The 24,365-nt window shown below is 46.5% G+C and carries 20 protein-coding genes; 6 read left to right on the top strand and 14 right to left on the bottom strand.

The genetic code is table 11. From position 1 onward, the window contains the following. Positions 1 to 3 precede the first annotated feature (3 nt). The 4 genes from NF212_RS24790 to NF212_RS24775 form a co-directional block, all read right to left on the bottom strand. The gene (locus NF212_RS24790; protein WP_434361665.1) at positions 4 to 2,718 is read right to left on the bottom strand and encodes an endo alpha-1,4 polygalactosaminidase; all 2,715 of its coding nucleotides are present in this window, start codon (positions 2,716 to 2,718) and stop codon (positions 4 to 6) included. A 98-nt stretch (positions 2,719 to 2,816) separates the two neighbouring features. Then, positions 2,817 to 3,023 carry a DUF3283 family protein gene (locus NF212_RS24785; RefSeq protein WP_434361663.1) on the bottom strand — a complete coding sequence of 69 codons (207 nt, stop codon included), beginning with the start codon at positions 3,021 to 3,023 and terminating at the stop codon, positions 2,817 to 2,819. A gap of 134 nt (positions 3,024 to 3,157) precedes the next feature. Continuing rightward, positions 3,158 to 3,577 (bottom strand): DUF3010 family protein, encoded by a 420-nt coding sequence (locus NF212_RS24780; protein WP_434361662.1) that lies wholly within the window; start codon positions 3,575 to 3,577, stop codon positions 3,158 to 3,160. Between the two features lie 117 nt (positions 3,578 to 3,694). Beyond that, entirely contained in the window at positions 3,695 to 4,993 is a 1,299-nt protein-coding gene (locus NF212_RS24775; RefSeq protein ID WP_434361661.1) for an HD-GYP domain-containing protein, read from the bottom strand. A 210-nt stretch (positions 4,994 to 5,203) separates the two neighbouring features. Between NF212_RS24775 and NF212_RS24770 the strand changes: the two genes are divergently transcribed. Beyond that, entirely contained in the window at positions 5,204 to 6,961 is a 1,758-nt protein-coding gene (locus tag NF212_RS24770; RefSeq protein ID WP_434361660.1) for an SgrR family transcriptional regulator, read from the top strand. A gap of 96 nt (positions 6,962 to 7,057) precedes the next feature. Here NF212_RS24770 and NF212_RS24765 read toward each other — a convergent pair whose 3' ends face one another. The 5 genes from NF212_RS24765 to msrP form a co-directional block, all read right to left on the bottom strand. After that, positions 7,058 to 7,942, bottom strand: a complete 885-nt coding sequence (locus tag NF212_RS24765; protein WP_434361659.1) for an AEC family transporter — start codon at positions 7,940 to 7,942, stop codon at positions 7,058 to 7,060. Between the two features lie 104 nt (positions 7,943 to 8,046). Then, positions 8,047 to 9,393: an MATE family efflux transporter gene (locus NF212_RS24760; protein WP_434361657.1), complete on the bottom strand. Its 1,347-nt coding sequence runs from the start codon at positions 9,391 to 9,393 to the stop codon at positions 8,047 to 8,049. A 30-nt stretch (positions 9,394 to 9,423) separates the two neighbouring features. After that, positions 9,424 to 10,065 (bottom strand): hypothetical protein, encoded by a 642-nt coding sequence (locus tag NF212_RS24755; RefSeq protein ID WP_434361655.1) that lies wholly within the window; start codon positions 10,063 to 10,065, stop codon positions 9,424 to 9,426. 135 nt (positions 10,066 to 10,200) lie between these two features. Beyond that, positions 10,201 to 10,824: a protein-methionine-sulfoxide reductase heme-binding subunit MsrQ gene (gene msrQ, locus NF212_RS24750; protein WP_434361654.1), complete on the bottom strand. Its 624-nt coding sequence runs from the start codon at positions 10,822 to 10,824 to the stop codon at positions 10,201 to 10,203. After that, on the bottom strand, positions 10,824 to 11,840 hold the full coding sequence (gene msrP, locus NF212_RS24745) for a protein-methionine-sulfoxide reductase catalytic subunit MsrP (RefSeq protein ID WP_434361653.1): 1,017 nt from the start codon (positions 11,838 to 11,840) through the stop codon (positions 10,824 to 10,826). The genes msrQ and msrP overlap by 1 nt, the downstream gene beginning before the upstream one ends. Positions 11,841 to 11,990: 150 nt before the next feature. On the opposite strand from msrP, the gene NF212_RS24740 reads away from it, so the two are divergent. Both NF212_RS24740 and NF212_RS24735 read left to right on the top strand, forming a co-directional pair. After that, positions 11,991 to 12,404, top strand: coding sequence for a hypothetical protein (locus NF212_RS24740; protein WP_434361651.1), 414 nt, complete (start codon positions 11,991 to 11,993; stop codon positions 12,402 to 12,404). A 10-nt stretch (positions 12,405 to 12,414) separates the two neighbouring features. Further along, on the top strand, positions 12,415 to 13,356 hold the full coding sequence (locus tag NF212_RS24735; protein ID WP_434361650.1) for a L,D-transpeptidase family protein: 942 nt from the start codon (positions 12,415 to 12,417) through the stop codon (positions 13,354 to 13,356). Between the two features lie 66 nt (positions 13,357 to 13,422). On the opposite strand, the gene NF212_RS24730 is transcribed toward NF212_RS24735, so the two are convergent. From NF212_RS24730 to NF212_RS24710, 5 genes are all read right to left on the bottom strand, one after another. Further along, positions 13,423 to 13,668, bottom strand: coding sequence for an Lpp/OprI family alanine-zipper lipoprotein (locus NF212_RS24730; RefSeq protein WP_434361649.1), 246 nt, complete (start codon positions 13,666 to 13,668; stop codon positions 13,423 to 13,425). A gap of 302 nt (positions 13,669 to 13,970) precedes the next feature. Next, positions 13,971 to 14,555: an SCO family protein gene (locus tag NF212_RS24725; protein WP_434361648.1), complete on the bottom strand. Its 585-nt coding sequence runs from the start codon at positions 14,553 to 14,555 to the stop codon at positions 13,971 to 13,973. After that, the gene (locus NF212_RS24720; RefSeq protein WP_434361647.1) at positions 14,552 to 14,998 is read right to left on the bottom strand and encodes a hypothetical protein; all 447 of its coding nucleotides are present in this window, start codon (positions 14,996 to 14,998) and stop codon (positions 14,552 to 14,554) included. The genes NF212_RS24725 and NF212_RS24720 overlap by 4 nt, the downstream gene beginning before the upstream one ends. Before the next feature lie 120 nt (positions 14,999 to 15,118). After that, positions 15,119 to 16,039: a DUF368 domain-containing protein gene (locus NF212_RS24715; protein WP_434361646.1), complete on the bottom strand. Its 921-nt coding sequence runs from the start codon at positions 16,037 to 16,039 to the stop codon at positions 15,119 to 15,121. Positions 16,040 to 16,133: 94 nt separating this feature from the next. Further along, the gene (locus tag NF212_RS24710) at positions 16,134 to 16,817 is read right to left on the bottom strand and encodes a DUF4336 domain-containing protein (RefSeq protein ID WP_434361645.1); all 684 of its coding nucleotides are present in this window, start codon (positions 16,815 to 16,817) and stop codon (positions 16,134 to 16,136) included. A gap of 539 nt (positions 16,818 to 17,356) precedes the next feature. Between NF212_RS24710 and NF212_RS24705 the strand changes: the two genes are divergently transcribed. From NF212_RS24705 to glgB, 3 genes are read left to right on the top strand one after another with little or no spacing between them, the layout of a single operon-like run. After that, positions 17,357 to 19,798: a glycogen/starch/alpha-glucan phosphorylase gene (locus tag NF212_RS24705; protein ID WP_434361643.1), complete on the top strand. Its 2,442-nt coding sequence runs from the start codon at positions 17,357 to 17,359 to the stop codon at positions 19,796 to 19,798. Positions 19,799 to 19,824: 26 nt separating this feature from the next. Beyond that, on the top strand, positions 19,825 to 22,011 hold the full coding sequence (gene malQ, locus NF212_RS24700) for a 4-alpha-glucanotransferase (RefSeq protein WP_434361642.1): 2,187 nt from the start codon (positions 19,825 to 19,827) through the stop codon (positions 22,009 to 22,011). 8 nt (positions 22,012 to 22,019) lie between these two features. After that, on the top strand, positions 22,020 to 24,221 hold the full coding sequence (gene glgB / locus NF212_RS24695; protein WP_434361641.1) for a 1,4-alpha-glucan branching protein GlgB: 2,202 nt from the start codon (positions 22,020 to 22,022) through the stop codon (positions 24,219 to 24,221). Positions 24,222 to 24,365 lie beyond the last annotated feature (144 nt).

Below are 24,365 nucleotides of genomic sequence, written 5' to 3'. Positions count from 1 at the left end.
CCCTTATCGGCAGGAGAGTGTTCCGGAGAAAACCCCGGAAGCCGCTGACGAATAAACGACAGTTTGCTTATTCAGTACTTTTCGCTTTAGTGGCTTGTTTGATACCAATTTGCATTGGTTAGCATTTTTCAGGGTCATAGAAAACGGCACATAGCTTTTGAATGAGAAATGGATATTTTTGTCCTTGTGATCCCATTTCTCTGTCATGCCCATCGCATTGTCCAAGCGTGGGTATTTTTCTTCTTTTTGAGTTAATGACAACTTTGCCTGCGGGTGGCTGAGTTGAATATAGTTTCCATCCGGGCCTTTGGACCAGCCGGCTATACCTTTTGAAGCCCGTGTAGGGTATCCAAGTGTGTCAGGAAGACGGATGTTTGTAACCCCGGCCGAGTGGATTACCCATTTTCCGTCGAGATCCTGGCCGATACCTACGGTGTAAAGTCTACGCGCCCTTCTGGCATAGTCGCTCAGGTGGAGAGGGATTAGCGGTTGTTTGGCCGACCAGTCATACAGGCTTTGGAGTGCGTGAAGCGATGTCGGATATACGCCGGAATACATGTGGTAATAGATGGATACAGGCTTCAGACGGCGTGGCTCGCCAAGCAGCTCGAATGTTTCTTTTGCCCGGCCAAACCCATCATGGTGTTCCGTCCAGAGGTTGGTATACAGGTTTTCATTGATTACCGGCGCATACACCTGAACTGCAGAAGGGTACCAGGCAATGGTTGGTGAGACTTGTGTCAGACTGTCGTCACCTTTGACCACATAGGTATTACCCCCGTTGACGTTGAGTAAGCCAAGGTTGGAAACCCTGCGTACCATACTTTCAATTGGGTCTGCTGTTCCTGACCACAGCAATATGACAACCTTTTTTCCTTTTGGTGCCAGTTCTTTGTTTATGTAATTAACTGTGCCATCTATCTCCCGGGTGTAATCCAGTTTATATCCCGGTATCGGCAAGGAGTCGCCATACTGTTTATCTTTGGCTTTTATCCGGTCGTCCCAGAAAAAAGGGTGGCTGAATGTGTGAGAAGCGATTTCGACATTTGGCAGGGCAAACATCTTGCGTGCAATAGCTTCCATTGCAGGGCTTTCTTTGGGGTACATCCCGTCTGGGCCCACTTCACCTTCTATCACTGAAACGGTGTGGGGAACATTGTATTTCTTCAGTACGCCTTCAAGAATAGGCTCTGCAGAGTAAGGCTTTCCTGGCATCCAGGCTTTAGACGGAAAACCATCTCCATCGATATGGGATGTAAAGATCCTGCGGCCGGACTCTGTGGTGACGTCGGGTGCCGGTATAACAGGTAAAGGCATCAGCGCATCGATTGTTTTGAATGGGTCGATAAGCCACGCCTCTTTGCCGTTAGCCAGCGTCAGGACAGGCAACGGGGCCAGTACAGCGCCACCCCACGATGTTTTAAACATCAGGTCGCTTTTGTTACCGGTGCTGTCAGAGACTTGAATGAGTACTTTAGCTCCGGGCGTGGTGACCTGATATGCAGTCAAAGGGTCAAAAGCTGCGGAGGGAAGAGGGTAGTGACCCTCTAAACGCTTTTTGCCTTCAATGACTTTTAATGTGCCGGTTAACTCTTTGCTACGGCTAATACCCAGCTTTTCAAGGATTTCGCCGTTGGAAGGCAAATCGTAGAAAAAAACCAAGGGAAGTTCACCCACTGAACGGTCAATCCATTCTACGAGCTTTGGCACCTCGTTATAGGTACGGGCGTCAAGCCACAGTGCTGACGATGCGTAACGGGTATTGTCGAGATGAGTGAAGTCAAGTGCACGAACATCACGGCATTCCGGAATGTAACCCTGGTACTCGATGGCTGTTGCCAACATCCGGTGACACGAAGATGTGGTCATTGTGCTGTAGCGACTGTCGTAAAACCCCAGAACACGGCGGGCAACCGGGGTTACTGTGCTAACGCCAAACTGGTTTAGCAGACCGTCACTGACATAGGGGGTGTACCCAAGCTTAAGGATGCGTTTAGCATCAGAAACCTGATTTTTACGTTCAGATGCTGGGATATAATCGATGGCAATGACTTCGGATCCCAGTTTTTTTATTCCGTTAAGCTTGTTTACCAGCCATGCCGTATCGGATTCAGAGACAGTGTAATATTTTCCGGTATTGGCATTGTAACCATGGTAAAGCGACTCCGCCGCAACCGCATAGGGTTTGAACCCAAGTTTAGGGACAACGTTAAAACCCCGGTTGAGGATAAGTGGTTTGTTACCACTGACTGATTTTATTTTCCCTATCGTGGTGACCAGCGCTTTCTCCTGCTCGAGCAACATATTTTGTGTTGCCCAAGATGAGTAGCTGTCCAAAGTGTCCAGAAAAAGTCCGTCGAAGTGTCTTTTGGCATAGTCTGAAGCCCGGTTCGCCAGGAACTTTTGCCACTGTTGAGAGGTAAGGTCCATCACCTTGCTGTTCCAGCCAGTATTGGTGTGCTTTTGCGCTTCCAGAAGATTGTCCGGAAGTGTTCCTCCCTCGTATTCCCCAACACTCAGGTAAGCAAAAACTTTAACGCCCCCATCATGCAGCATGGAAAGTTGTCGCGAAGTAATAGCGTCAGGCGGCAAAACGACCCTGTCGTAGGTGAGCAATTCCCTTACGGAGTCAATTTGTCCGTAGTAGAAGGCGATTGAAGGCGTCCTGGCCAGAACAGTGTTCGAAATAAGGAGCAACACCAAACCAATCAAGCGCATGGGAATCTTGAACCTCTGGAAAAAGAAAATAAAAAGCCATTCCGAATTCACGTGAACTCAGAAGATTAATACACTGAATGTTCAGTGAATTAGGTGAGTTAGATACTCATAACAGAGCGATACTTGGTTACGCTCTCATCAAAGACCGACTTATGGCGGGGGTCCTGAAACCCATCCCGTGCTTGGGAGAGAGATTCGACGGGAGCAAGGCCATGCTTCACTTTCCAAACGGCAAATGAAGCTTGTTTATCCAGTTCAATGTCGAATTTTGTTTCCGGGTCAAGCAGAGATAAGTTGTATTTCATATGATTACACTGCGTTGCAATTCAATGGCGAAATATATCACACAAATATAGTTTGAAAAAGAGCCTGATAGCTTGGCAAAGGAGAAGTGAGGAGATGCCGGGAGATCAGATCCCGGCATTGAAATCAGTACAAATCAGGCAAGTGCAGCAAAGGCCGTTTCCAACGCAGATTGTTGAAATTTCTTCAGGCCAATGGTTTTCAGGTCCAGCTTAGGCATGGTTTTCTTAACCGCAGTTTGAACAGCCTGAGAGTCTACGACTTCAACGTTAACCTCGCTGATCAGCTGAAGTGCCGCTTCAAGTTTAAAGCTTTCCGCCGTACCAGCGAATTTACCTTTGGTTGGGCGTGAACGAATGGCAAACTTTTCAACCTTATAGTCTTCTGCCAACTTTGCCATGGTGCGCTGGAACTTACGGAGTTCTTCAGTATCGTGTGGATTTTTAACAGTAATCATTCGCGTGCGACAGTCAGGAATGTCAAAAAGACCGTTCTCGCCTGTAAGCAGACAGATGTTTACCTGAGTATGGAGTATTTCCACGCCACATACTTTCATGTTGAAGCTCCTGTAGGAGATGGGATTGGTTTGGCTGCGGATTATAGGAAAACGGCAGCCAATATCCAGTAACTTTTTGTGAACTATGAAAAGGCAGGGAACATGCTTTCCTATATGCTACGTCGAAACACTGCGGAACTTTGAGAAATCTACCCCTATCTTGCTTTCCGAAACAGAACGGACAATTTTAATGTCCCGCCGTTTTTTTAGGCAGATGTACTCAACTTTTCGGTAGCTCTGTTCCCGTGCAGAAAAAAATGTTTTCACGACGGGGGTTGTTAAGTCAGCGGAATCACTTTCCCAAATAAAGCCTATTTTCCCGTTTGAAAGTTCCACCAAGCTGCCAATCGGGTAAAACCCTACACACATAATGAATTTTTTCAGGAGATCTTTATCAAGATGGAACGGTGTCAGTGACATCATGATCTTAAACGCTTCAGAGGGAGACATTGCAACCTTGTAGCAGCGCTCGGCAGTGAGAGCATCGTAGATGTCTACGATACAACTCATACGGCCAACAAGGGGCAGATCATCACCTTTGAGCCCATTGGGATAGCCGGTTCCATCCAGTTTTTCATGGTGCATCAAACTGACCATACGGCTTATTTCAGGAAGACCTTCGATACTCTCAAGAACAGGTTGTGAAAACACTTGATGGAGTTTCATATGGTCAAACTCTTCTGGCGTCAGTTTGCCGGGCTTGTTAAGCACCTCATCTTTCACCAAGATCTTACCCACGTCGTGAACTATTCCACCTATTGCAAGGTCTTGCAAAGTCTGTTGGTCGAACCCTAAGTAACGTCCGAAATTAACTAAATGAATGGATACATTAAGTGAATGCTCCATCAGGTAATCACTTTTATTTCTTATGGCTGATACCCAGTGCACCGCTTCAGGCCGGTTGAAAATATTATCAACAATATCTGAACCCAAATCAGAAATTGGCTGAATATCGATAGGTTGGTTAGAGTAAATGTCATCAAGCAGCTTCTGGATACGCTTTTTCGATATTTCGACTAACTGCTCCGCAATGGATATGTCTTTAACATTGATTGAGTGGCCGGAAGGTGGCTTCGATTCTGTATGTGATTCGTTAGCTGCAGCTGCTCCATGCTCAACCTTGATGTCTTGATCGATGGCTTCACTGTTTATCCAGACAAATTCAACGCCTTTTCGTTTAAGACTGTCGATGGTCTCTGAACGCCGAATAAATCCAGGTTTTTTCATTTTGGTTCTGGTGTTGTTAGCCTGAATTTGCTCGATGTACATCCCAATTGTGACGTGCTCAATACTGACTTTTTCCAGCATGTGTATGTTTAACTCTTTAAAGCCGGTTTGTGGGGAAATGCTATGTCTTAATTCTTGTTGTACATTAGCATTTACGTTTATAAAACTATCGTGTTGTTTTAGATACATTACTATCTAATTGAAGCCAAATAGAGAGAAAAAATCGAATATTCCCAGGAAAAATTTGATTACTGTGCGCTGTGAATATGGGATGGGTTACATACATGTACTCAGGGAATAAAATGAGCTGTGTTATTGACGGCGTGAAAGATAAACCTGCTGTGATATCAATAACGTGTAAGATAAGATTAGTGGTTACTCAAATCCAGGCGATAAAAAATGAGCGGTAAGCGTTTACAGTCACAGTTCGGGAAACTTTACCAGCAGTTCGAAGGTAAAAGGGCAGAAACCACACTCCAGGAAATTTCCGACGTTCTTTGTTGCACCCGGCGTAATGCGCGGATGGTACTTGGGAAAATGGAAGAACAGGGTTGGCTGACCTGGACACCATCTATTGGCCGAGGGAAGCTTTCCCTGCTCGCTTTCACCCGATCTGAGTCACAATTAAGGAATGATCGCGTTCGCGAGCTGATACTTGACGGCAAACTTGAGGACGCACTTACATCCCTTAACAACGATGTCTCTCAGCTGGCGAGGTTGGTTGAAGAATTGTTAGGGGCGACAACCCTGGACGGTAAACAAGTTATTCGCCTTCCTTATTACCGCAGCTTTCCAACACTCAACCCTACCAAGCCACTGAGGCGGTCTGAATGTCACCTTGTCCGGCAGATATTCAACGGGCTGGTAAAACTGAACGAGATGACTGAAGAACTGGAAGGTGATTTGGCGCATAGCTGGGAAATGATCTCGCCACAAAGGTGGCGTTTTTATTTACGTCCAGCAGTCCGGTTCCATGATGGAAAGCTCCTGGATTCCAGTGATGTCATTTACACTTTTGAAGGGTTGCGCCGGGGATCTCTCCTCCGTCATATTGATCGTATTATCTGTGTGGCACCCAACACCATTGATTTTGAGCTCAACACGGATGATTTCCACTTCCCGGTTCTACTGACGTCAGTTCAAGCATTAATCATCCCCCACACATCAGCCGGATCGTCGACATTTTCTCAGTATCCTGTTGGAACCGGGCCTTACAAGGTTTCCCATAATGATGAACAGAAGCTGATCCTTGAAGCCAACGATACCTATTTTGGCTACCGGGCTTTGACTGACCGGGTGGAGATTTGGGCGTTGGCCGATGAAAAGATGAGACATGTACGTGCAAACCCTGCGTTGATGCTTGAGCCCCAAAACGCCGCCACCGTAAAACAGGATTCCACTCAACCCCGGACCCAGCGAATGACAATGGACGAAGGTTGTGCATTCTTGCTGGTAAACAAACAGTGGGGTATCGGCAAGGATAAACGCTGGTCGGATTATTTTCGTTCACGTCTCAGTTCATCAGCTGTTGTACGTGAGGCCATGATCAAAGGAACCGGGCAATATCGTATTGCAAACGCCTATGGACTGTTACCGGGCTGGATGCACAGCGGTGAATGCGAGGAAGTTGAGTCACCGGCTCCCACGTATGTCACCATGGCTGTCCAGTCGGACAACCCGTTTCACAGAGTGATTGCTGATGCTGTGGTACAACTTCTGAAAAACGATGCCGTTGAGGTTGAGTTGGTGGAGCTTGATTACCCGGATTTCATGACCGGCAAGCACGAAAAGAAAATTGATTTTTGGTTGTCCGGGATGAGCCTTGGTTATAAGCGCTCAGAAAGCTTGCTGGCCTGGCTCTACGACCAGGGTTTTGTGGAGCGCGCCCTGACTACTCCTGAAAGCCAGACGCTGTCCAAAAGGATCGAATGGTGGAGAGGAAAGGCAGACATTGAATTCCCGGCGATGGAGATAGGGGCTGAACTGGTCGAGCAAGGCTGTTTGATTCCGCTTTGCCATACATGGCTGGGGCTCATTCCTGACAGCCATTTACAGAACCTCTCTGTTAATGGCGTGGGGTGGTTCGATTTCCAGAACGTTTGGTACAAGCCGAATATACCTAAGCCGCCACAAGAAAGTGCTTCCAGCGCAAAATAATGTTTCCAGCAATGGTTGACTGGCCTTACAACAAGTTACGGGTTCTAAGATCAGAGGTCGCTATACCATGAAACTGAAACTGATAAGCAGCCAGCGTTAACCCAGTGAAAATGCGAAAAGCAGCAACAGCGGCAGGGTGAAAATAGAAATAAAATTGCCGACTAACACCATTGCTGCAACGTTGAATGGGGCGACACTGTACTTTTCTGCATACAGGTAGTTCATTACAGCCGGAGGCAGCATGCAGTAGATCACCATCATTTGTAGCTCCCTGGTTGTCAAAGGCACAGCCAGGTAAATGATGATGAATGCCAATGCTCCGGTTATCAGGCTGATAAAGGATGCGCTTAAACCTACAGGGATACTTTTTCTGTTAGTAGATGTTAGTTGAACCCCAAGCGATACAAGCATGATGGGGACCGATGCGTTTCCCATCAGCTTTGCTGCTTCATGTATCGGCTGCCACAACGGGAAACCCGTTAAATTTATAGTTAGCGCTGCCACTGCCGCTATCATCACCGGCATTTTTGCCAACTCCTTCAGCGATGCCTTGAAATTGCCATGGAGAACCAGCGGAGCCGTGATGATATGTATGGCACTGGATATAACGAAAATCAAAACGGCAGCCTCCAGAGCACTGTCCCCAAAGGTGAAGCCAAAAAGAGGAATGGCCAGATTGCCGCTGTTTCGAAACATTTGCGGGGGAACCCATTCCTTATAGGAAACACTGAGGGGTTTGCAAGCCAGCCACATTAGAACCCCGGGAACTATTATCGCGATAATTACGGCAACAATAAGTGGGATTTTCGCAGTGTTAAGAGGCATGGTGGAGAGCGATGCGAACACCAGGCAAGGCAAGAAAGCATCAAAGTTAATTTTATTTACTGTTTGCATGTCTGGTTTCAGGCATCGCCCGATGATGTACCCAAGAACAACGCATGCAAACACGGGGAACAGTATTCCCAATATATGTAATGCCAAGATAAATCCTTTTACACTTGGTGATGTTTAAGCAGTTTCGCTGAATGTATAACGAGCTAATATTGTACGACAATAACAGCTTATAACACATAATACATGTTTGACTAGTGATACATTTTTGACAGTCTGTAAAGATGGAAAATCATCCACGTTGCCAGGAAAGTACTCGTTACAGGCAAAGCCAGCCATACCCCGTCTGTTCCAAACCAAACTGACAGAATGTACATAACCGCACCAATGAGAATCAGCTTTCCACCGGTAAGGATACTTGCTGCGCTTGCTTGGCCTATGGACTGGAAATAAACCGCACCCACAAGCAATAACCCCTCCATAGGCAATCCCCAAAAATAGAGTTGGATGCCATGAAGGGCGACAGGTCTGAGTATCTCGTTGTCCCCGGAAAACGCCCAGATTATAAATTCTGGAAAACTGTAGATAACCACAACAGACAGTAAAGCAAACAGCAGAGTAACAGACAGAGCTGTGTTTCTGGCAGCGCGTACCCGCAATGTTTCCCCTGCGCCTGAATTAAAACTGGTTATTGGCTGCATACCCAGAGCGATACCTTCGAAAATGAGATAGAAAAATGCCTCTGAATAAGAAACAACGGCATATGCTGCCACGTGAAGTGGTGTTCCTATAGCAAGGAAAAATGCATTGTGGAGTGTTAGAACTACCGTGAGGTAGAGATACATGAGGAAGCTTGAAAATCCTAACCGGGTTATTTCAACAATATTCCGGCCTTGCAACACCAGGGTGTCGAGGGATAGTTTCAGCCTGCTTTCACCAGACAGGAAGTGTTTCAGACACAGCAGGGCGGTTACAGCCTGGGAAAGCATGGTTGCCAGTGCAGCACCTCTGAGGCCCCATGGAATGGCAACCATGAATAACCAATCGAGTACAATATTGAGTAGTCCTCCCAGTATCATAATTGCAGTAACCAAATTAGGCTTGCCATCGTTTCGTACCAAAGGGGACAGTGCCATGGTGACCACAGCAAATCCGCCTAACACAAAATATAGGGAGAGGTATTCACTTGCTTGATAAAGAATATTTCCTGAAGCACCAAGAGCTTTAAGTACCGGGACATGAAGACAGTACCCGGCTAGGCCTGTGATCACTGACAGGAGCAAACTGTAGCTGACGGCGTTGCCCACATATACTCTGGCTGCTTTGACATTATTTTGGCCAAGCGCCATGGATACAAGTGCTGCAGCACCCATCCCAACCAGATTGCCGGTAGCGTAAAGGATAGAAGCGAGAGGGTAGCCGACCATGATTGATGCAAGACCCTCCTCACCCAATATATGGCCGACGAACATACCATCTACTGCAACGTATATACCGGTCACCAGCATCGCAGCAATGGTTGGTACTGCATAACGGAAAAATAACGTAGCGATAGGTGCATGGCGTAATGCCAGATCACTCTGGGATGCAGAAAATTCCATTTAACTGACTCTGAACATGGAGAACTGAAATTAATCCCAGTTTAAGGAAAACTGGGCTGTCATCAGAATGTACTTGTAGAGAGGAACTGAATCCTGTTTACGTGTGAGGGGATGATACGTCCGAAACTTACCATTGATAAGCTCTGGATAGACCGAAAGCGTTTCATTTAGGCTTGTATCATCATGGTTTAACCTGATTCCCTGGGAGAGGAAGTCAGCCTGGTGTATCGGCATGTGTCCCAGCCACCAGAAGGGAAGACTCCGGCTGGATGACGTTTTATCCATCCAGTGATCAGCCACTGTAAGAATAAGCTGATTTGGTCGGTCTGAATACTCCCGGGCTTTTTCACACAACATGGATATGTCTTCAATTACAGCGCGGCGGCAGCCTTTGTTTCCGCTTAGCATTCGATGGGTAACCAGCCAAATGACAAAATCTTCACCGGTTATTTTAAAAAAAGGGCAACTGTTTGGATCATTGTCTTCGAGCTGGGAGAAAAGCGCGTCAATTTGCTTGGAAGCAAGAGTGGCTACGATGCGTCGTGATAATGCTTTTCCAAGATGGTTTTCGCGCATGCCCCGGTTATGGACAGTAGGGTAGTGGTACTCAGAAAGCTGCCGGCAATCTTCCTGGAATTGGCGAAGGCTCAGAGAAATAATCTCGTCGAACAAAACCTCTACGCTCCAAAATGATGATTTACAAAGTGATTGCTAAAAAGTATGCCCATAATGAGCCAAATAGCCACTGTTTTATAGATGGAATACGGTTGTTTGAGGGAGGATTCGTGACGTGCTGCGCGTTTACGGTTATAAAACGCGCGATTTTATGCGAAATGAGAACATACGCTTAAAGTTTTTCCAACGGTAAGCAAGCAATGCCAAGCTTACGGTGAAATAAAGGGATGGTTCAATCAATCCGGATTTTACTGACCAGACATAGTGAAAAAGGACCATGACCAGCGCCGGATAAATGAGGTTATGGAGCTTTTGCCAGTACTTTCCCAGTTTCCTCTGAATGCTCTGCAACGATGTAACGGCCAGGCAAAACAAGATCAACCAAGAGGCGGCACCAAACAATAAATAAGGTCTGTTTATTATTTCTTCTGCTAAAAGTTGCCAGTCAAAATTGAGGTCCAGACCCGTATAGACGGCTAAATGGAGGAATGCCCACGAAAAGCTGTATAGACCCAGCAAGCGACGTACGCGTACCAGCATACTCAGCCTGAAGGTTCTCACCAAAGGGGTGATGCAAAGAGTAACTAACAACGAATTAAGGGCTGCCTTGCCAGTGAAGTGTTCGATACCTTTAACTGGGTCAGCACCAAAGCCGTTGTTAAATACCAGCCATAACAACTGTAGGAAGAAAGCAGTACTGATGAAATGAATGATGCCTTTTATCCATAGGATCCGCCCGGGTGTTATTTTAACCATCAGTAATGCACCTTGAGATCCATTCCGCGATAGATGTCGCCGACTTCTTCTGCATATCCATTAAACAATAACGTGTCTTTTCTCCGTGAAGAGAACAAACCCCCTTCACCAATAAAGCGCTCGGAGCCCTGGCTCCATCTGGGATGGTCAACCTCAGGGTTTACATTAGCGTAAAACCCGTATTCATGGGATGCCAGCAAGTTCCAAGTCGTCGCCGGTTGCGCTTCCAGCAGATGGACTTTAACGATTGACTTAATACTCTTAAATCCGTACTTCCACGGCACAACAAGGCGAATAGGGGCACCATTTTGTGGCGCTAACGTTTTTCCATATAATCCCACGGACATTAGTGTGAGGGGGTTTAATGCCTCATCCAGGCGGAGACCTTCAACGTACGGATAGTCAATCCCTCCGCCTACATATGGATTCTTTTGACCGGGCATCTGTTCTGGGTCATGAAGGGTTTCGAATGCGACATAACGTGCGCTGCCCAATGGGTCGGCTTTTCTTATTAAGGCCGCAAGTGGAAAGCCCACCCAGGGTATATTCATCGACCATGCTTCAACGCACCGAAAACGGTAAAGCCTGTCTTCCAGAGGGAAACTTTTAAGGAGATCGTCGTAGCTCATCTTGAATGGTTTGTTAACCAATCCGCCTATTTCAAGCGTCCAGGGTTCGAATCTGAAATTCTGGGCGTTCTTAAAAGGAGCTCCTTTGTCGGTGCCAAATTCGTAGAAATTGTTATAGGTGAGCACCTTTTCTTCAGGGGTCTTGATGATATCAGGTTGGTAGGATGGATTGCTTTTTGCCTGGAGGGCTTTTCTGTTATCTATGAAACCTTCGGTTTCTTCGCTTTCGGATGAAAATACATCAAAGAGTCCCGCTGATGCAGATAAAGGGGCAGAAAGAGAAGCAAGGCCTAATGCCTTGATAATGTTACGCCGTGATTTGTACACTTTTTCATCGGTAAGTTGAGCCTCTGAAAGGCTGGACCTTTTTCGTTGTTTTATCAGCATCTTTTATATACCCCTGATGGAATTAGCTTTCCTCTAAACAATGACCTGCAACAGAACCTTTTTCTTTCAATCCTGTTAGTGGTATTTGGGTTTCGTTATAAGTAGTATCGCAGTTAGTTTGGCTAAGTGCGTTACCTCCGGGGTATGTGAATGAAAAAAAAATTAGTAATACTCGGTCTTCTTTCAATGATGTCGATGCCAGCTGCCGCATCAGAGCAATCAGCTTCAGTATTTATTGGCACCCCGGCAGCCGGTGCAAGTTACCAGTCAGGCAATATCCGTGCTTCGGTTGGGATTAGTGAATTACTATTATCAGTTGATGGCGTCTGGAATCTCGGTCAGATTACTGGTCGCCCTGAATTTGATTTGTTTTATGTGTATGCTGGTGGCACTTGGAGAGATGATGACCATTACAAATGGGGCCCTCAGGCAGGTGGAGGATTGAGTATCCCGCTGGGCACCGGAAATATGGAGTTTTTTGCTGAGGGTGGAACTACCTGGTACATACAAGAGGACTCCGACTTTCGCCTTGAAGGGAAAGCGGGCCTAAGAGTCTATTTTTAAGATGTGAAAGATGCAAAGTATTAAGAAGTTAGTTCGGTACATTGTTGTGGCAGGCGCGTTTGCGTCCGCTTCACTTCACGCTGCAACTTACAAGATTCCTGAAGATGGCAGCAGAATAGTGGGGCGTCCACAGGTTCACCAAGTGCTCAAAGGTGAACATCTGGAGAAAATCGCCAAATCCTATGATGTGGGCTTTCTGGCTCTGATGGCTGCTAACCGTGGAGTTGACCCTTATTTGCCTGATCCGGGTACTTTTGTTGATTTACCCACTGAAATCATCTTACCGGATGTTAAATACGACGGAATTGTGATTAACCTTGCCGAATTGCGTCTCTACTTTTTTGAGCTCGAGAAAGGTGTGGTTCATATATTCCCGATAGGTATTGGGCGTATCGGGCGTGAAACACCGGCGATGGAGACCTACATAAGCCAAAAGCGTGAGCACCCAACCTGGACACCTCCTGCAAGTATCCGCAAAGAGTACCTCGAAAAGAAAAATATCGTCCTTCCTGAAGTTGTACCGGCAGGCCCCAATAACCCGTTGGGGGACTATGCAATGCGTTTGGCTTTCGGGCATGGTGACTACCTTATTCACGGTACAAACAAGTCTTTTGGTGTTGGCATGCGGGTAAGTTCCGGATGCATTAGAATGCGACCATCTGATATAGAATGGCTATTCCAACAGGTACCCCTTAAAGAAAAGGTCAGAGTCATCAACGAACCGGTTAAATACAGTTTTGAACCCGATGGTTCACTTTATGTAGAAGTTCATCGTCCACTGTCCCAGAATGAGGAACAGACTCACGAAAGACTGTTAACTGCGCCAGATGAAAAGCTGACTAGCTGGTTGGAACAAAATGATATAAATCGTGCACGTTATTCTGCAGCATTAGCAGTACAGTCTGGGTTGCCCACTGAGGTTGGCGTAGTTCCGGAAGTGGCGAAAGAATAAAAAAAGAGCAACGTAAGTTGCTCTTTTTTTTTGCTGAGATTGCTCAGCAGAAAGCGTTTACAACCATTACTTGGTGTAAGACTGAGCCATGTTGTCGATACGCTCATTAGCACGTTGTGCTTCTTGATAAGCCATGTCAGAAGATGCTTTAGCATCAGCAACACCGCCCTTCAGATCAGCAACTTGTGCAGACAGTTGGTCAACCTTGTCTGACAGAGATGAAACGCTTTGCTCCAGTTGAGTGTTGTTAGCACAACCAGTTACCAGAAAACCAGATGCCAGAGCTGCGATTACGAGTGGACGAATTTTCATGAGCAACCTCATTCCTTATTATTTCTGCTGCTATTGATTAGGATGGACAGCTTAAGAGCCGTACAGCCTTTGTTTTCGTTTCAGAAAATTTGAGTAGCAAAATTGCTGAAACGCTTAAATACCCAATGCGGTAATTGAACCACAATTTTAGCTTAGTATCGTTCGCAATTTAAAAACTTAGTGTCAATTTATTGCAAACAGACTAACGTTAACTCATTAAATAACAGGCGAAATCTGATTTATGTGATATGTGTCACGTTTGCGTAAACGTGTGATGTAACACATCCACGGAAAAAATGTGCTCATTGTTTTTGTGAAAGGGTTCGCTTAATGGCTGCGACAACCAAATCCGGGTTTAGGGTATGTGGAACCTTTTCAACCAACTCGCCTTGCGGATTTAAAAAATAGAAATAAGAACTGTGGTCGACGGCGTATTCGAGTTCTGAGTCTTCAAGTTTCGAAATCTGGTAGAGTACGCCATATTTCTTGGCCAGCGCTGCGGTCTGTTCTTCTGTTCCGGAGGCGCCACTCATTGTGGGATGAAAATACCCGGCGTAAGTATCAGATTGATTACCATCGTCTCTGGCAGGGTCAAGGGAGATAAACACTGGCCAGAAGTTATCCAGTTCAGTTTCTGGTATTTTTTTTAGCGCGGCAGATAAAATTGCCAATGACGTTGGGCAAACATCAGGACAGTGGGTATAGCCAAAGTAAACAATTCGAGTTCTGGGGTCATTGCCGTCAAATAGATTTAGTGTGCCATTAGCAGTTTGGAGCACACCAATATCAGGACTGTTAATTTCCGACTGATTCAGATTTTCCCAGCCAAAACGAACTCCAAAACCAGCGAGGAGTGCCACAACAAAAACTATTCCCAGTTTTTTCATTTCTCCGCCCTTATTTCGATTGCCATTTTGTCGATGTTGTCAGAGGTTTTTATCCAACCTCTCCAAGTCATAACGTCCTCGCGACATACTGGGAGCTGAACAATACCTTCAAAATGCCCGGCTGGCATTTTATTCAGCTTCAGTTTATATATCCCCATGTTCATCTCGATACCTTCAAGCACCACATCCAGCGTATCAAATGGCATTGCCTGGTGGGTTTCAACGACAAGATTGACCGGGATTAATGGGCTGACGTCAGAAGATGACAAGGCGGCTGAAAAAAGGTCATTACTGCATGTTTTTTCATTCAGTACACATGCATTTTTAGGGACATCCAAGCCACCGGCTCTAATGCTTTGCAGTGCGTCGTAGCCGAAAAATCCACCAGTAAATAAACCCAGACCAACAATAACCGGCCCATATTTGGAAATAAGCTGACGCATTATTACTCACCAAAGCGAAACAAAATCCGCAAGATGGTAACACGGTAATTCCAGTAAAACTGAGGGGAAGATTAAAAAATGATGAAGGCCCCGGCCTAAGCCGGGGAGTAACCAAATGAATTATCGATGATTGTTTGCAAAACGCTCTAAAGCCCATACAGAGAGAACGCCTAGAACCATGGCTACAATGGCCATCCAGATGTGTGGGGGTTGACCCACGATGTGTTCAAAATTCCAAGGCATCAAATTGCGTTCCACTAAGGGAACCTGTTCCCCGTGTGAGTTAATACGCCAGGAGAGGGTTTCTTTCCACGGCCATATTTTCCCCAGTGTTCCAATCATCAGGCCGGTGAGAAACGTAATCGTAGGGTTCCGGTGCATTGCCAACAACCAGGACAATAAGTGGGAAAAGCTCAGAATGCCAATCAGGGCGCCAGCTGCGAAAGTCACGAGAACGACGACGTCGAAGCTTTTAACAGCCCCCAGTATTGGTGTATAGAGACCCAATAGAAGCAATATAAAGCTGCCTGATATTCCCGGAAGAATCATTGCACAAATTGCGATAGACCCGGCTATAAAAACAGTGGGCAGATCAGCCGCAAGTGTGAGGGGATTGGCAACGGTAATAAAATAGGCGAAACCGATGCCGGCAAGCATGGTCACGATATCGACAAGATTCCATCTGGTTACTTGCTTAAGCATATGGACGATGGAAATGATGATAAGTCCGAAGAAAAATGACCAGATGATAATGGGGTGAGTCGTCAGCATCCACGAAATGCCTTTCGCCAGTGTGAAAATACTGGTGAGGATACCGGCAAGAAGACTGACTAAGAATGTCAGGTTTATATGTTTGCAGGCTGCAGAAAATCCTTGTTTGCGGATTATCCCAATAAGGGACGGGTTGATTCGGCGCAGGCTTTCCAGAAGCGTGTCATAGATCCCCGTGATAAATGCGATGGTGCCGCCGGAAACGCCTGGGACCACATCTGCAGCACCCATTGCTATCCCTTTGAAAAAGGTGAATAAATTGTTCTTCATATATAACCAGCCAAATGAAAAAATCCGGGTCATTATAACGGGGTTTATCGAAACGAAAATGGCAATTCAATATTTTCCAGTAAGTTAGTTGCCGTCAGAGCTGAAAGGCCCAACGGTAAGCATCGGCAAAAATTGCCTTACCGTTATCGGCCACGGGAGTACCGTGGCTGGTAATAACGCGGTTAAATGGCCAAGTGAGTATTTCCGACAGAGATTGGCGAAGCCTTACTGGGTCGTTGAAAAGTCTCTTTACCTGACAAGGGACTGACGGCTGGAAATAGCAACCGGATGCCAGTCCGGCAACGATGGCACCCAAACCAGGGCCATTCAGCCACGCTAGACTGTCTCCAAGAATCAAGGTTTCACTTAGGGGATCGCAGAACACGACTTCACCCAGTGAATCCGAGCCCAGCAACCGGGTTTGATAGATTTCGTTTTTCCAGATGTCGGGGGTGTGGCGGCCTCCCAAAGCTCCATCAAAATTAATGTCAGTACGCTTATTTTCCAATGCAGGAGGAGCGAAAAAAAGCGCATTGGGGTATCTGCGCCACCAGTCCCCGAGAAACAAATGATGGTGTGCATTTGGCGTTACTACAGCAGAGATTTGGCCTAATCGATCTATTTCCGTTTTGACCGTTTCAGTGAGTTCGATAGGGGAGTGGATAAAAAGGCGGTTGTCGTTAAGGCGTATAACGACCATACGAACGCCTATGTTTATGCCAAAACGTTTGAAGTTGGCTTCCTGATACCACAGCCGTTCCTTATGCCACTCTTTCATTGATACAAATCCATTTTCTTCAACAAACGAATTTCCCTCAAATGCTTAACGGCTTGTTGACCATGTCAGTGATTTTAATATCAATCAGACATATATGGTGAGTGTTTTTATGGACATTACCACGCATTTTTTACTTGGTGAATTGTGACGAATTTTATGAGTGGGCGTAAGTGTAGTCCCGTTGGTACAAGCTTGTGAACCATGGCTGCACACGAAGGAATGTAGCTCATCTACTCCCACTAATTGTGATCATGATCAAATTAATGCAATGTTATATAAAAATTAATGGAGTGATCTGCACGCCATGTGGTGCAAAATATTCGAGCAGGAATGTCCATAGTATTGGATTCTATGATTGCGGTACGCCCATAAGGCCAGCAAAAACACCAAATTCACCGATATGGTGCAGTGTTAGAAGAATTTCTGTTACGAGTTTGCACTGTTTGTTGAGATGAAAGATAAAAATCATGACGGCAGAATCAAGTTTTAGCTGACTTTAGCAAAAAAACCATTCAGTGCATCACAGGAAGGAATGTACGATGAATAACGAATTTAACAAAGAAGCCTTTAAACAGTCAGTTTTAGATAATCTGACGACCTCTTTTGCACAGACTATTGAGTCTGCGTCTGCCCGGGATTGGATGCTTGCGCTTGGAAAATCGTTGAGTGGCATCTCCAACAAACACCTTCTCAATACTGAAAAGACCCTTGAAGATAACAATGCCCGTAAAGTGAATTATCTTTCCCTGGAATTCCTCATTGGCAGAATGACAGGCAATAACCTCATCGCGCTCGATATATACGCCGACGTCGCAGAGATGATGGCAGAATTTGGATTAAACCTTTCAGATTTGCTCGAGGAAGAGCGCGACCCGGCTTTAGGTAATGGTGGGTTAGGCAGGTTGGCTGCATGTTACTTGGATAGCCTCGCCGCCCAGGAGTTTCCTGCCGTAGGGTACGGGCTCCATTATGAATATGGGCTTTTTCGGCAGTCCTTTGAAGATTGCCATCAGGTAGAAGCTCCGGATGCGTGGAAAGGCCCATATGGCTATCCCTGCGAAGTGCTCAGGCAAGAATTAACCCAGCAAGTTGGTTTCTGGGGGGAGGTTGAGGCTTATAAAGATGAAGGTGGTAAACCTCGTCGCAGATGGATACCCGCATTGGAAATTGAAGGGAGAGCCTGGGATATCCCTGTTCTTGGGTATAAAAATAACTCGGCGTATCCTCTTCGCCTGTGGGAAAGCAGGGCTATTGAATCTTTCAATTTGGACCGGTTTAATGACGGTGACTACGTTGGTGCCCAATACCCTTCTTTAGAAGCTGCCAACCTGACAAAAGTTCTATACCCAAATGACAACCACGAGCAAGGCCAGATTCTGCGCCTGATGCAACAGTATTTTCACTGTGCCTGTTCTGTTGCCGATATCCTTGAACGTCATCTCCGTCTCGGGCGCTCTTTAGAGTCTTTGCCAGACTATGAAGTTATCCAACTCAACGATACCCATCCAACCATAGCCATCCCTGAATTAATGCGCCTGCTCGTTGATGTGCATGGGCTGACGTGGGATGCTGCATGGAATATCTCATCAAAAACGTTTGCTTACACCAACCACACGTTGTTGCCAGAAGCACTCGAGAGCTGGAGTGAGACGCTGATGGGGCGCTTGTTACCGCGTCACATGGAAATTATCTACGAAATCAATGCTCAGATGCTTAAGGATGTCGGTGAAAAATGGCCAGGGGATATAGGTAAACTACGCAAGCTGTCAGTAATTGAGGAAGGAAACCACAGAAGAGTCAGGATGGCCAACCTATGTGTAGCAGGTTCTTTCGCTGTGAATGGTGTCGCGGCAATGCACTCCGAACTGGTGAAAACGCATCTTTTCCCTGATTTTGACTCGCTGTACCCAGGCCGGCTCACCAATGTAACCAATGGCGTGACTCCAAGGCGATGGCTGAAGTTCTGTAATCCGGGGCTATCTGCACTGATCAGTCAAAATGTAGTCGGTGACTGGGCTGCAGATCAGGATATTTTGAAAGGGCTGTTAAAACAGGCGGATAAAAAGACATTCCAGACAGCATTTATGGCAGTAAAAAAAGCCAATAAACAACGGCTGGCTGACTGGGTGAAAAATCACTTGGACATTGAGCTCGATACCAATGCGATTTTTGATGTGCAGGTAAAACGACTCCATGAGTACAAACGTCAGCACCTTAACCTGCTGCATATTCTTTCGCTTTATCATCGCCTGTTAAACGAACCAGGGTTCGATATCAATCCGCGAGTATTTATTTTTGCAGCAAAGGCTGCCCCCGGATACGCACTGGCAAAAGATATTATTTTCGCCATCAACCGGGTAGCAGAAACCGTTAATGCGGATAAGAGACTTAATGGAAAACTAAAAATCGTGTTCCTTCCGGATTACCGGGTGAGCCTTGCTGAGCTCATCATCCCAGCCGCTGATGTATCTGAGCAGATTTCAACCGCAGGCAAAGAAGCTTCAGGAACCGGAAACATGAAGCTTGCTTTAAATGGTTCACTGACCGTTGGAACGATGGACGGTGCGAATGTAGAAATCCGTGAGGAAGTAGGTGGCGACAATATCTTCATTTTTGGACTGGGTGTCGATGAAGTGCATTCACTGAAAGCATCCCACTATATTCCTCAAGAATACTATGAATCAGACGCTTTGCTGAAGGCATCAATAGACCTTCTTTACAGCGATGTGTTCACGCCAGGGGAGCCGGGCCGTTTAAGTGCGATTGCCGATAACCTTATCCACCATGATCCTTTCATGGTATTGGCTGATTTCGCTGATTATGTCCGGGTACAAGGTGATATTGACAAGGCCTACAGTGACCAAGCAGGTTGGGCAAGAAAGGCCATCGTGAATACTGCGTCGATGGGGAAATTCAGTTCAGACAGAAGTATCCGCGATTATGTGGACGGAATATGGAAGCTTGAAAAAGTATCTGTTTAACGTACAGAAAGCTTGGAAATGACGTCATGGTAGACTCAAAAACTATTAGAAATGCTGCAAATCTGGCTGGATTACAATGCCAATACACTAACGCCTGGGGAAGTGAAACCGAAGTGAGTGACGGGCAGTTGCTTAAGCTTCTTGAGTCACTTGGGTATGACACGCGTGATGACGAGACCCTTGCAGCTGCAGTAGCACGAAAACATAAAAAGCCAGTGTTAGATTCTGTGCTTGTTTTAAAGCAATCTGATGCGATGGATATCCGGTTGAATTCTGGCAAAAGCGCCCGAATTGGAGACTTTTCATGGAAATTATCGCTTGAGAATGGGGAAATCATAGAAGGTACTCTTGAAGCAAACCTCAAAGAAGACCGTCGAGAAAACGATGGAACTGTTGTGTTTAGGCTACTTGAACAGTCATTACCTGCCGGGTACCACACGCTGGAGGTATCCAGGAAGCGGCGGAAGACCCCATACAGAGCAAGGCTGGTGGTAACCCCTGGTGTTTGTTACAAACAGCCTTCCCTTGAAAACGGTAAGAAACTCTGGGGAACAACTATCCAGCTATACAGTTTAAAAACGGACCATAACTGGGGGATTGGTGATTTCGGAGACTTGCGCCAGTTAATTGGAGATATCGGTAACAGGGGCGGGAGCTTTGTTGGCCTGAACCCAATCCATTCTCTATTTCCGGCGAATCCTGAAGGCGCAAGCCCATATAGTCCATCATCACGACGGTGGCTGAATGTGCTTTATATTGACGTTACTGCCGTACCCGAATTCCCGTTAAGTGAAGATGCGTTGCAAATGGTAGGGGCAGAAGAGTTCCAGGGCCGCTTGCAGCGAGTACGGGAAACATCCTGGGTAAACTACAGTGAGGTCGCTTGCCTTAAACTGTCCGTTCTGCCAGTGCTGTACAGAACTTTTGTTGAAAGACATAAAGGGAATAAGAGTGAGCGTGCCGCTGCGTTCGAATCATTTATTGAATCAGGCGGGGAAAGTCTTCTCCAGCAGGCAACCTTTGATGCGTTGCACGCCGAGTTAAAGGCGACAGACGATTCTGTATGGGGGTATCCAGCATTTCCCGCCCATTATAAAAGATTTAACTCGCCGGCGGTTCAATCCTTTATACGTAAAAATCACGATGCGGTTGAGTATTACATGTACCTTCAGTGGCTGGCTGATGAACAGTTGGCTGAAGTTCAGGCATATGCCTGCAAAAAAGGTATGGACATGGGGCTCTACCGGGATTTGGCGGTTGGAGTTTGTGATGGCGGGTCCGAGGTCTGGGCTGATGATGGTGTACTTTGTGAAGAAGCAGGTATTGGTGCGCCCCCCGACATCTTGGGGCCTCAGGGGCAGAGTTGGGGGCTTCCTCCCATGGATCCCGGTGTGCTTAGGGAGAGAGGGTATCAGCCTTTTATCGATCTGCTAAGGGCCAATATGGCCCATTGCGGTGCATTACGTATCGATCACATCTTAGGCCTTTTACGTTTGTGGTGGATTCCAAAAGGGGATTCTGCTTCCGATGGCGCCTACCTTTCTTATCCAGTAGATGATTTACTGGGCATATTGTCTTTGGAGAGCCACAGAAACCGATGCAGTGTCATTGGAGAGGACTTAGGCACTGTCCCAGAAGAAATTACGCAGCGTTTACTCGAGGCGGGAGTGCATTCGTACAAGGTGTTTTTCTTTGAGACTGCTACAGATGGTGGATATATCTCACCGGCACATTACACCAGCCAATCCCTTTCAACGTTGTGTACTCATGACATGCCGACATTGCGAGGCTTCTGGCATTGCGATGACTTAAGATTGGGTCAAGAAATTGGGATTTACCCGGATCAGCAGCAGTTGCAGGTACTGTTTGATGAGCGGGCTAAAAATAAGCAGAGGATGCTGGACAGTATTGCATGGCATGGTCATCTCCCTGAAGGCGTCGGAAGAGATGCGATGTTTGTACCCATGGACTGGTATTTGGCTGAGGGAATGCAGTTACATTTGGCTGCGGGTTCCAGTGCCCTGCTGGGACTTCAACTGGAAGACTGGCTCGAAATGGACAAGCCGGTCAACATACCGGGGACAGTGGAAGAATATCCAAACTGGCGCCGAAAGCTTTCAGTGACCCTGGATGAAATGTTTGCCAGGGAAGAAATCAATACACTTTGTAAACGCCTGACGGAAACCCGAACTCGCGCATCCAACATGGAGTAACGTATTCAATGTCGAGTCCTGATTTTACCTCTAATAAAGCAGAAAACTATTCCAGGCTGGAAAAGGCTTCATGCAGTGACCCTTTCTCTTTTCTCGGGCCCCAGTATCGGAGTGGATTATCTAATGATCCCGTGGCTTTAAGGGTCTGGATGCCTGGTGCTGATGCTGTGTGGTTAGTACGCAAAGGGCAAGAAACCGTTCCTATGGTTAGAGAAGGGGCCAGCGGGTTTGTCTGGCACTCTGAAAATTCATTGAGCTCTTCCCCATACAGTTTGCTGGTGGATTGGAATGGGGTCGAGCAGGAAATTATCGATCCTTACCAATTCCACAAAATAATGCCGTCAGCCAACTCTCTTGACAGTGTGTCCAGCCTCTACCACGAAATGGGTGCACAATTGGTGACGATGGAGCATGGTGGTCAATCTTATCGTGGAACCCGCTTCTTGGTATTTGCACCTAATGCATCTGCAGCAAGTGTTGTCGGTGATTTCAACCAGTGGGATGGGCGCCGTCATCCAATGCAACGTTTGGATAATGGGTTATGGGGGTTATTTATTCCCGGTGTAGGAGAAGGCGAACGATATAAATTTGAGCTCAAAGATTGCCACGGAGCGGGCCTGCCGCATAAAGCAGATCCCTGGGGGTTCCAGTCAGAGCAGTACCCTTCGTTTTCGTCAGTCGTGTATAACCATCACTCTTACCAATGGAATGACAACGGCTGGCAAAACAGGCCGGTCGAAAACAAGCACCTCTTACCGCTGAGTATTTATGAGCTTCATGTGGGGTCCTGGCGGCGTAAGGAAAACGGTGACTCTCTAAGTTACCGGGAGTTAGCGAAAGAGTTGGTTCCTTACCTTTCGGAGATGGGATATACACATGTAGAGCTTATGCCCGTTGCCGAACACCCGTTTTATGGTTCCTGGGGTTACCAGACTGTGGGAATGTTTGCGCCAACAAGTCGCTTTGGAACGCCTGATGACTTCAAGTTCTTTGTTGATTGTTGTCATCAGGAAGGTATCGGGGTCATTCTCGATTGGGTTCCAGCGCATTTCCCTTCTGATGACCATGGCCTGGCAAACTTTGACGGGACAGCATTATATAATGATGCTGATCCACGCCGCGGCTGGCATCAGGACTGGAACAGTTATATCTACGACTATGGGCGCGATCATGTTAGAAAATTTCTGGTTTCCAATGCGCTGTATTGGTTAGAGAAATTCCATATCGATGGTTTGCGTGTAGATGCCGTGGCATCCATGCTCTACCTTGACTATTCAAGAAAAGATGGAGAATGGATACCTAATGAGTTCGGTGGAAATGAAAACCATGATGCAATCACCTTACTCAAATGGGTAAACGAAGAGGTTTACAATCGCTTTCCCAACGCCATGACGATTGCTGAGGAATCTACGGCGTTTCCCGGCGTGTCCAAACCCACATGGGCAGGTGGGCTAGGTTTTGGCTTCAAGTGGAATATGGGGTGGATGCACGACAGCCTTTCCTACATTCAAGAAGACCCGGTTCACCGTTGTTACCACCACAACACGATTACTTTCCCGATGGTTTATGCGTTCAGTGAAAATTATGTGTTGTCTCTTTCACATGACGAAGTCGTATACGGCAAGGGTTCCATCCACAATAAGATGCCAGGGGATGAGTGGCAAAAAGCGGCAAACCTTCGTGCTTATCTTGGCTATATGTATGGACAGCCCGGTAAAAAACTTAACTTTATGGGAACCGAACTGGGGCAATATGAAGAATGGGACCATGATGGCCAACTTGGCTGGCAATGGTTGAGCTACCCGAAACATAAAGGGATTCAAAGCCTTGTGCGGGATCTGAACCGGCTTTATACATCAATCCCGGCACTCTATGAGCTGGACGCATCTCCGGAAGGGTTTGAATGGCGGATGCAAGATGATGCTGAAGGCAGCGTACTTATCCATGAACGCTTTGACCATGAAGGAAACCGGGTTCTGGTTGTTACCAACTTCACGCCGGTTCCCAGGGAAAGTTACCGAATTGGTGTTCCCGTCTCAGAAGGTTACTACGAGTTGTTGTTAAACAGTGACAGTGGGGAATATTGGGGAAGCAACATGCCGGTACCAGAAAAACTGCTGGTAGAGCCCATTGCCTACCATGATCTTGGGTTTTCCGTTGATTTGACCCTTCTACCTCTTTCTACCCAGTTTTACCGGTTTGTAAAGTAGGGCTTTATTAGATCTGACAAGGGGCTACGGCCCCTTTCTTTATTAGTGAGTCCCTTTCATATGCAGTTAGTACGAATTTTTCGAACAAATCGCTCATAACCGCCTGCTGTTTCTATCCTAATCAACCAACTACATTGTGTGTAA

The organism is Parasalinivibrio latis (assembly GCF_036825535.1).
Lineage (GTDB): Bacteria > Pseudomonadota > Gammaproteobacteria > Enterobacterales > Vibrionaceae > Parasalinivibrio > Parasalinivibrio latis.
Note: the sequence above shows the minus strand (reverse complement) of the source record. Positions and strands in the feature narration are given on the sequence as shown.

Excerpts from the sequence above, each read along its gene's own strand:
- NF212_RS24760 (WP_434361657.1), bottom strand. The coding sequence starts at position 9,393 with ATGGAATTTTCTGCATCCCAGAGTGATCTGGCATTACGCCATGCACCT.
- NF212_RS24785 (WP_434361663.1), bottom strand. The coding sequence starts at position 3,023 with ATGAAATACAACTTATCTCTGCTTGACCCGGAAACAAAATTCGACATT.
- NF212_RS24780 (WP_434361662.1), bottom strand. The coding sequence starts at position 3,577 with ATGAAAGTATGTGGCGTGGAAATACTCCATACTCAGGTAAACATCTGT.
- NF212_RS24720 (WP_434361647.1), bottom strand. The coding sequence starts at position 14,998 with ATGCGTCAGCTTATTTCCAAATATGGGCCGGTTATTGTTGGTCTGGGT.
- glgB (WP_434361641.1), top strand. The coding sequence starts at position 22,020 with ATGTCGAGTCCTGATTTTACCTCTAATAAAGCAGAAAACTATTCCAGG.
- NF212_RS24775 (WP_434361661.1), bottom strand. The coding sequence starts at position 4,993 with ATGTATCTAAAACAACACGATAGTTTTATAAACGTAAATGCTAATGTA.
- malQ (WP_434361642.1), top strand. The coding sequence starts at position 19,825 with ATGGTAGACTCAAAAACTATTAGAAATGCTGCAAATCTGGCTGGATTA.
- NF212_RS24715 (WP_434361646.1), bottom strand. The coding sequence starts at position 16,039 with ATGAAGAACAATTTATTCACCTTTTTCAAAGGGATAGCAATGGGTGCT.
- msrP (WP_434361653.1), bottom strand. The coding sequence starts at position 11,840 with ATGCTGATAAAACAACGAAAAAGGTCCAGCCTTTCAGAGGCTCAACTT.
- NF212_RS24790 (WP_434361665.1), bottom strand. The coding sequence starts at position 2,718 with ATGCGCTTGATTGGTTTGGTGTTGCTCCTTATTTCGAACACTGTTCTG.
- NF212_RS24725 (WP_434361648.1), bottom strand. The coding sequence starts at position 14,555 with ATGAAAAAACTGGGAATAGTTTTTGTTGTGGCACTCCTCGCTGGTTTT.
- NF212_RS24730 (WP_434361649.1), bottom strand. The coding sequence starts at position 13,668 with ATGAAAATTCGTCCACTCGTAATCGCAGCTCTGGCATCTGGTTTTCTG.
- NF212_RS24735 (WP_434361650.1), top strand. The coding sequence starts at position 12,415 with ATGCAAAGTATTAAGAAGTTAGTTCGGTACATTGTTGTGGCAGGCGCG.
- NF212_RS24710 (WP_434361645.1), bottom strand. The coding sequence starts at position 16,817 with ATGAAAGAGTGGCATAAGGAACGGCTGTGGTATCAGGAAGCCAACTTC.
- msrQ (WP_434361654.1), bottom strand. The coding sequence starts at position 10,824 with ATGGTTAAAATAACACCCGGGCGGATCCTATGGATAAAAGGCATCATT.
- NF212_RS24740 (WP_434361651.1), top strand. The coding sequence starts at position 11,991 with ATGAAAAAAAAATTAGTAATACTCGGTCTTCTTTCAATGATGTCGATG.
- NF212_RS24705 (WP_434361643.1), top strand. The coding sequence starts at position 17,357 with ATGAATAACGAATTTAACAAAGAAGCCTTTAAACAGTCAGTTTTAGAT.
- NF212_RS24770 (WP_434361660.1), top strand. The coding sequence starts at position 5,204 with ATGAGCGGTAAGCGTTTACAGTCACAGTTCGGGAAACTTTACCAGCAG.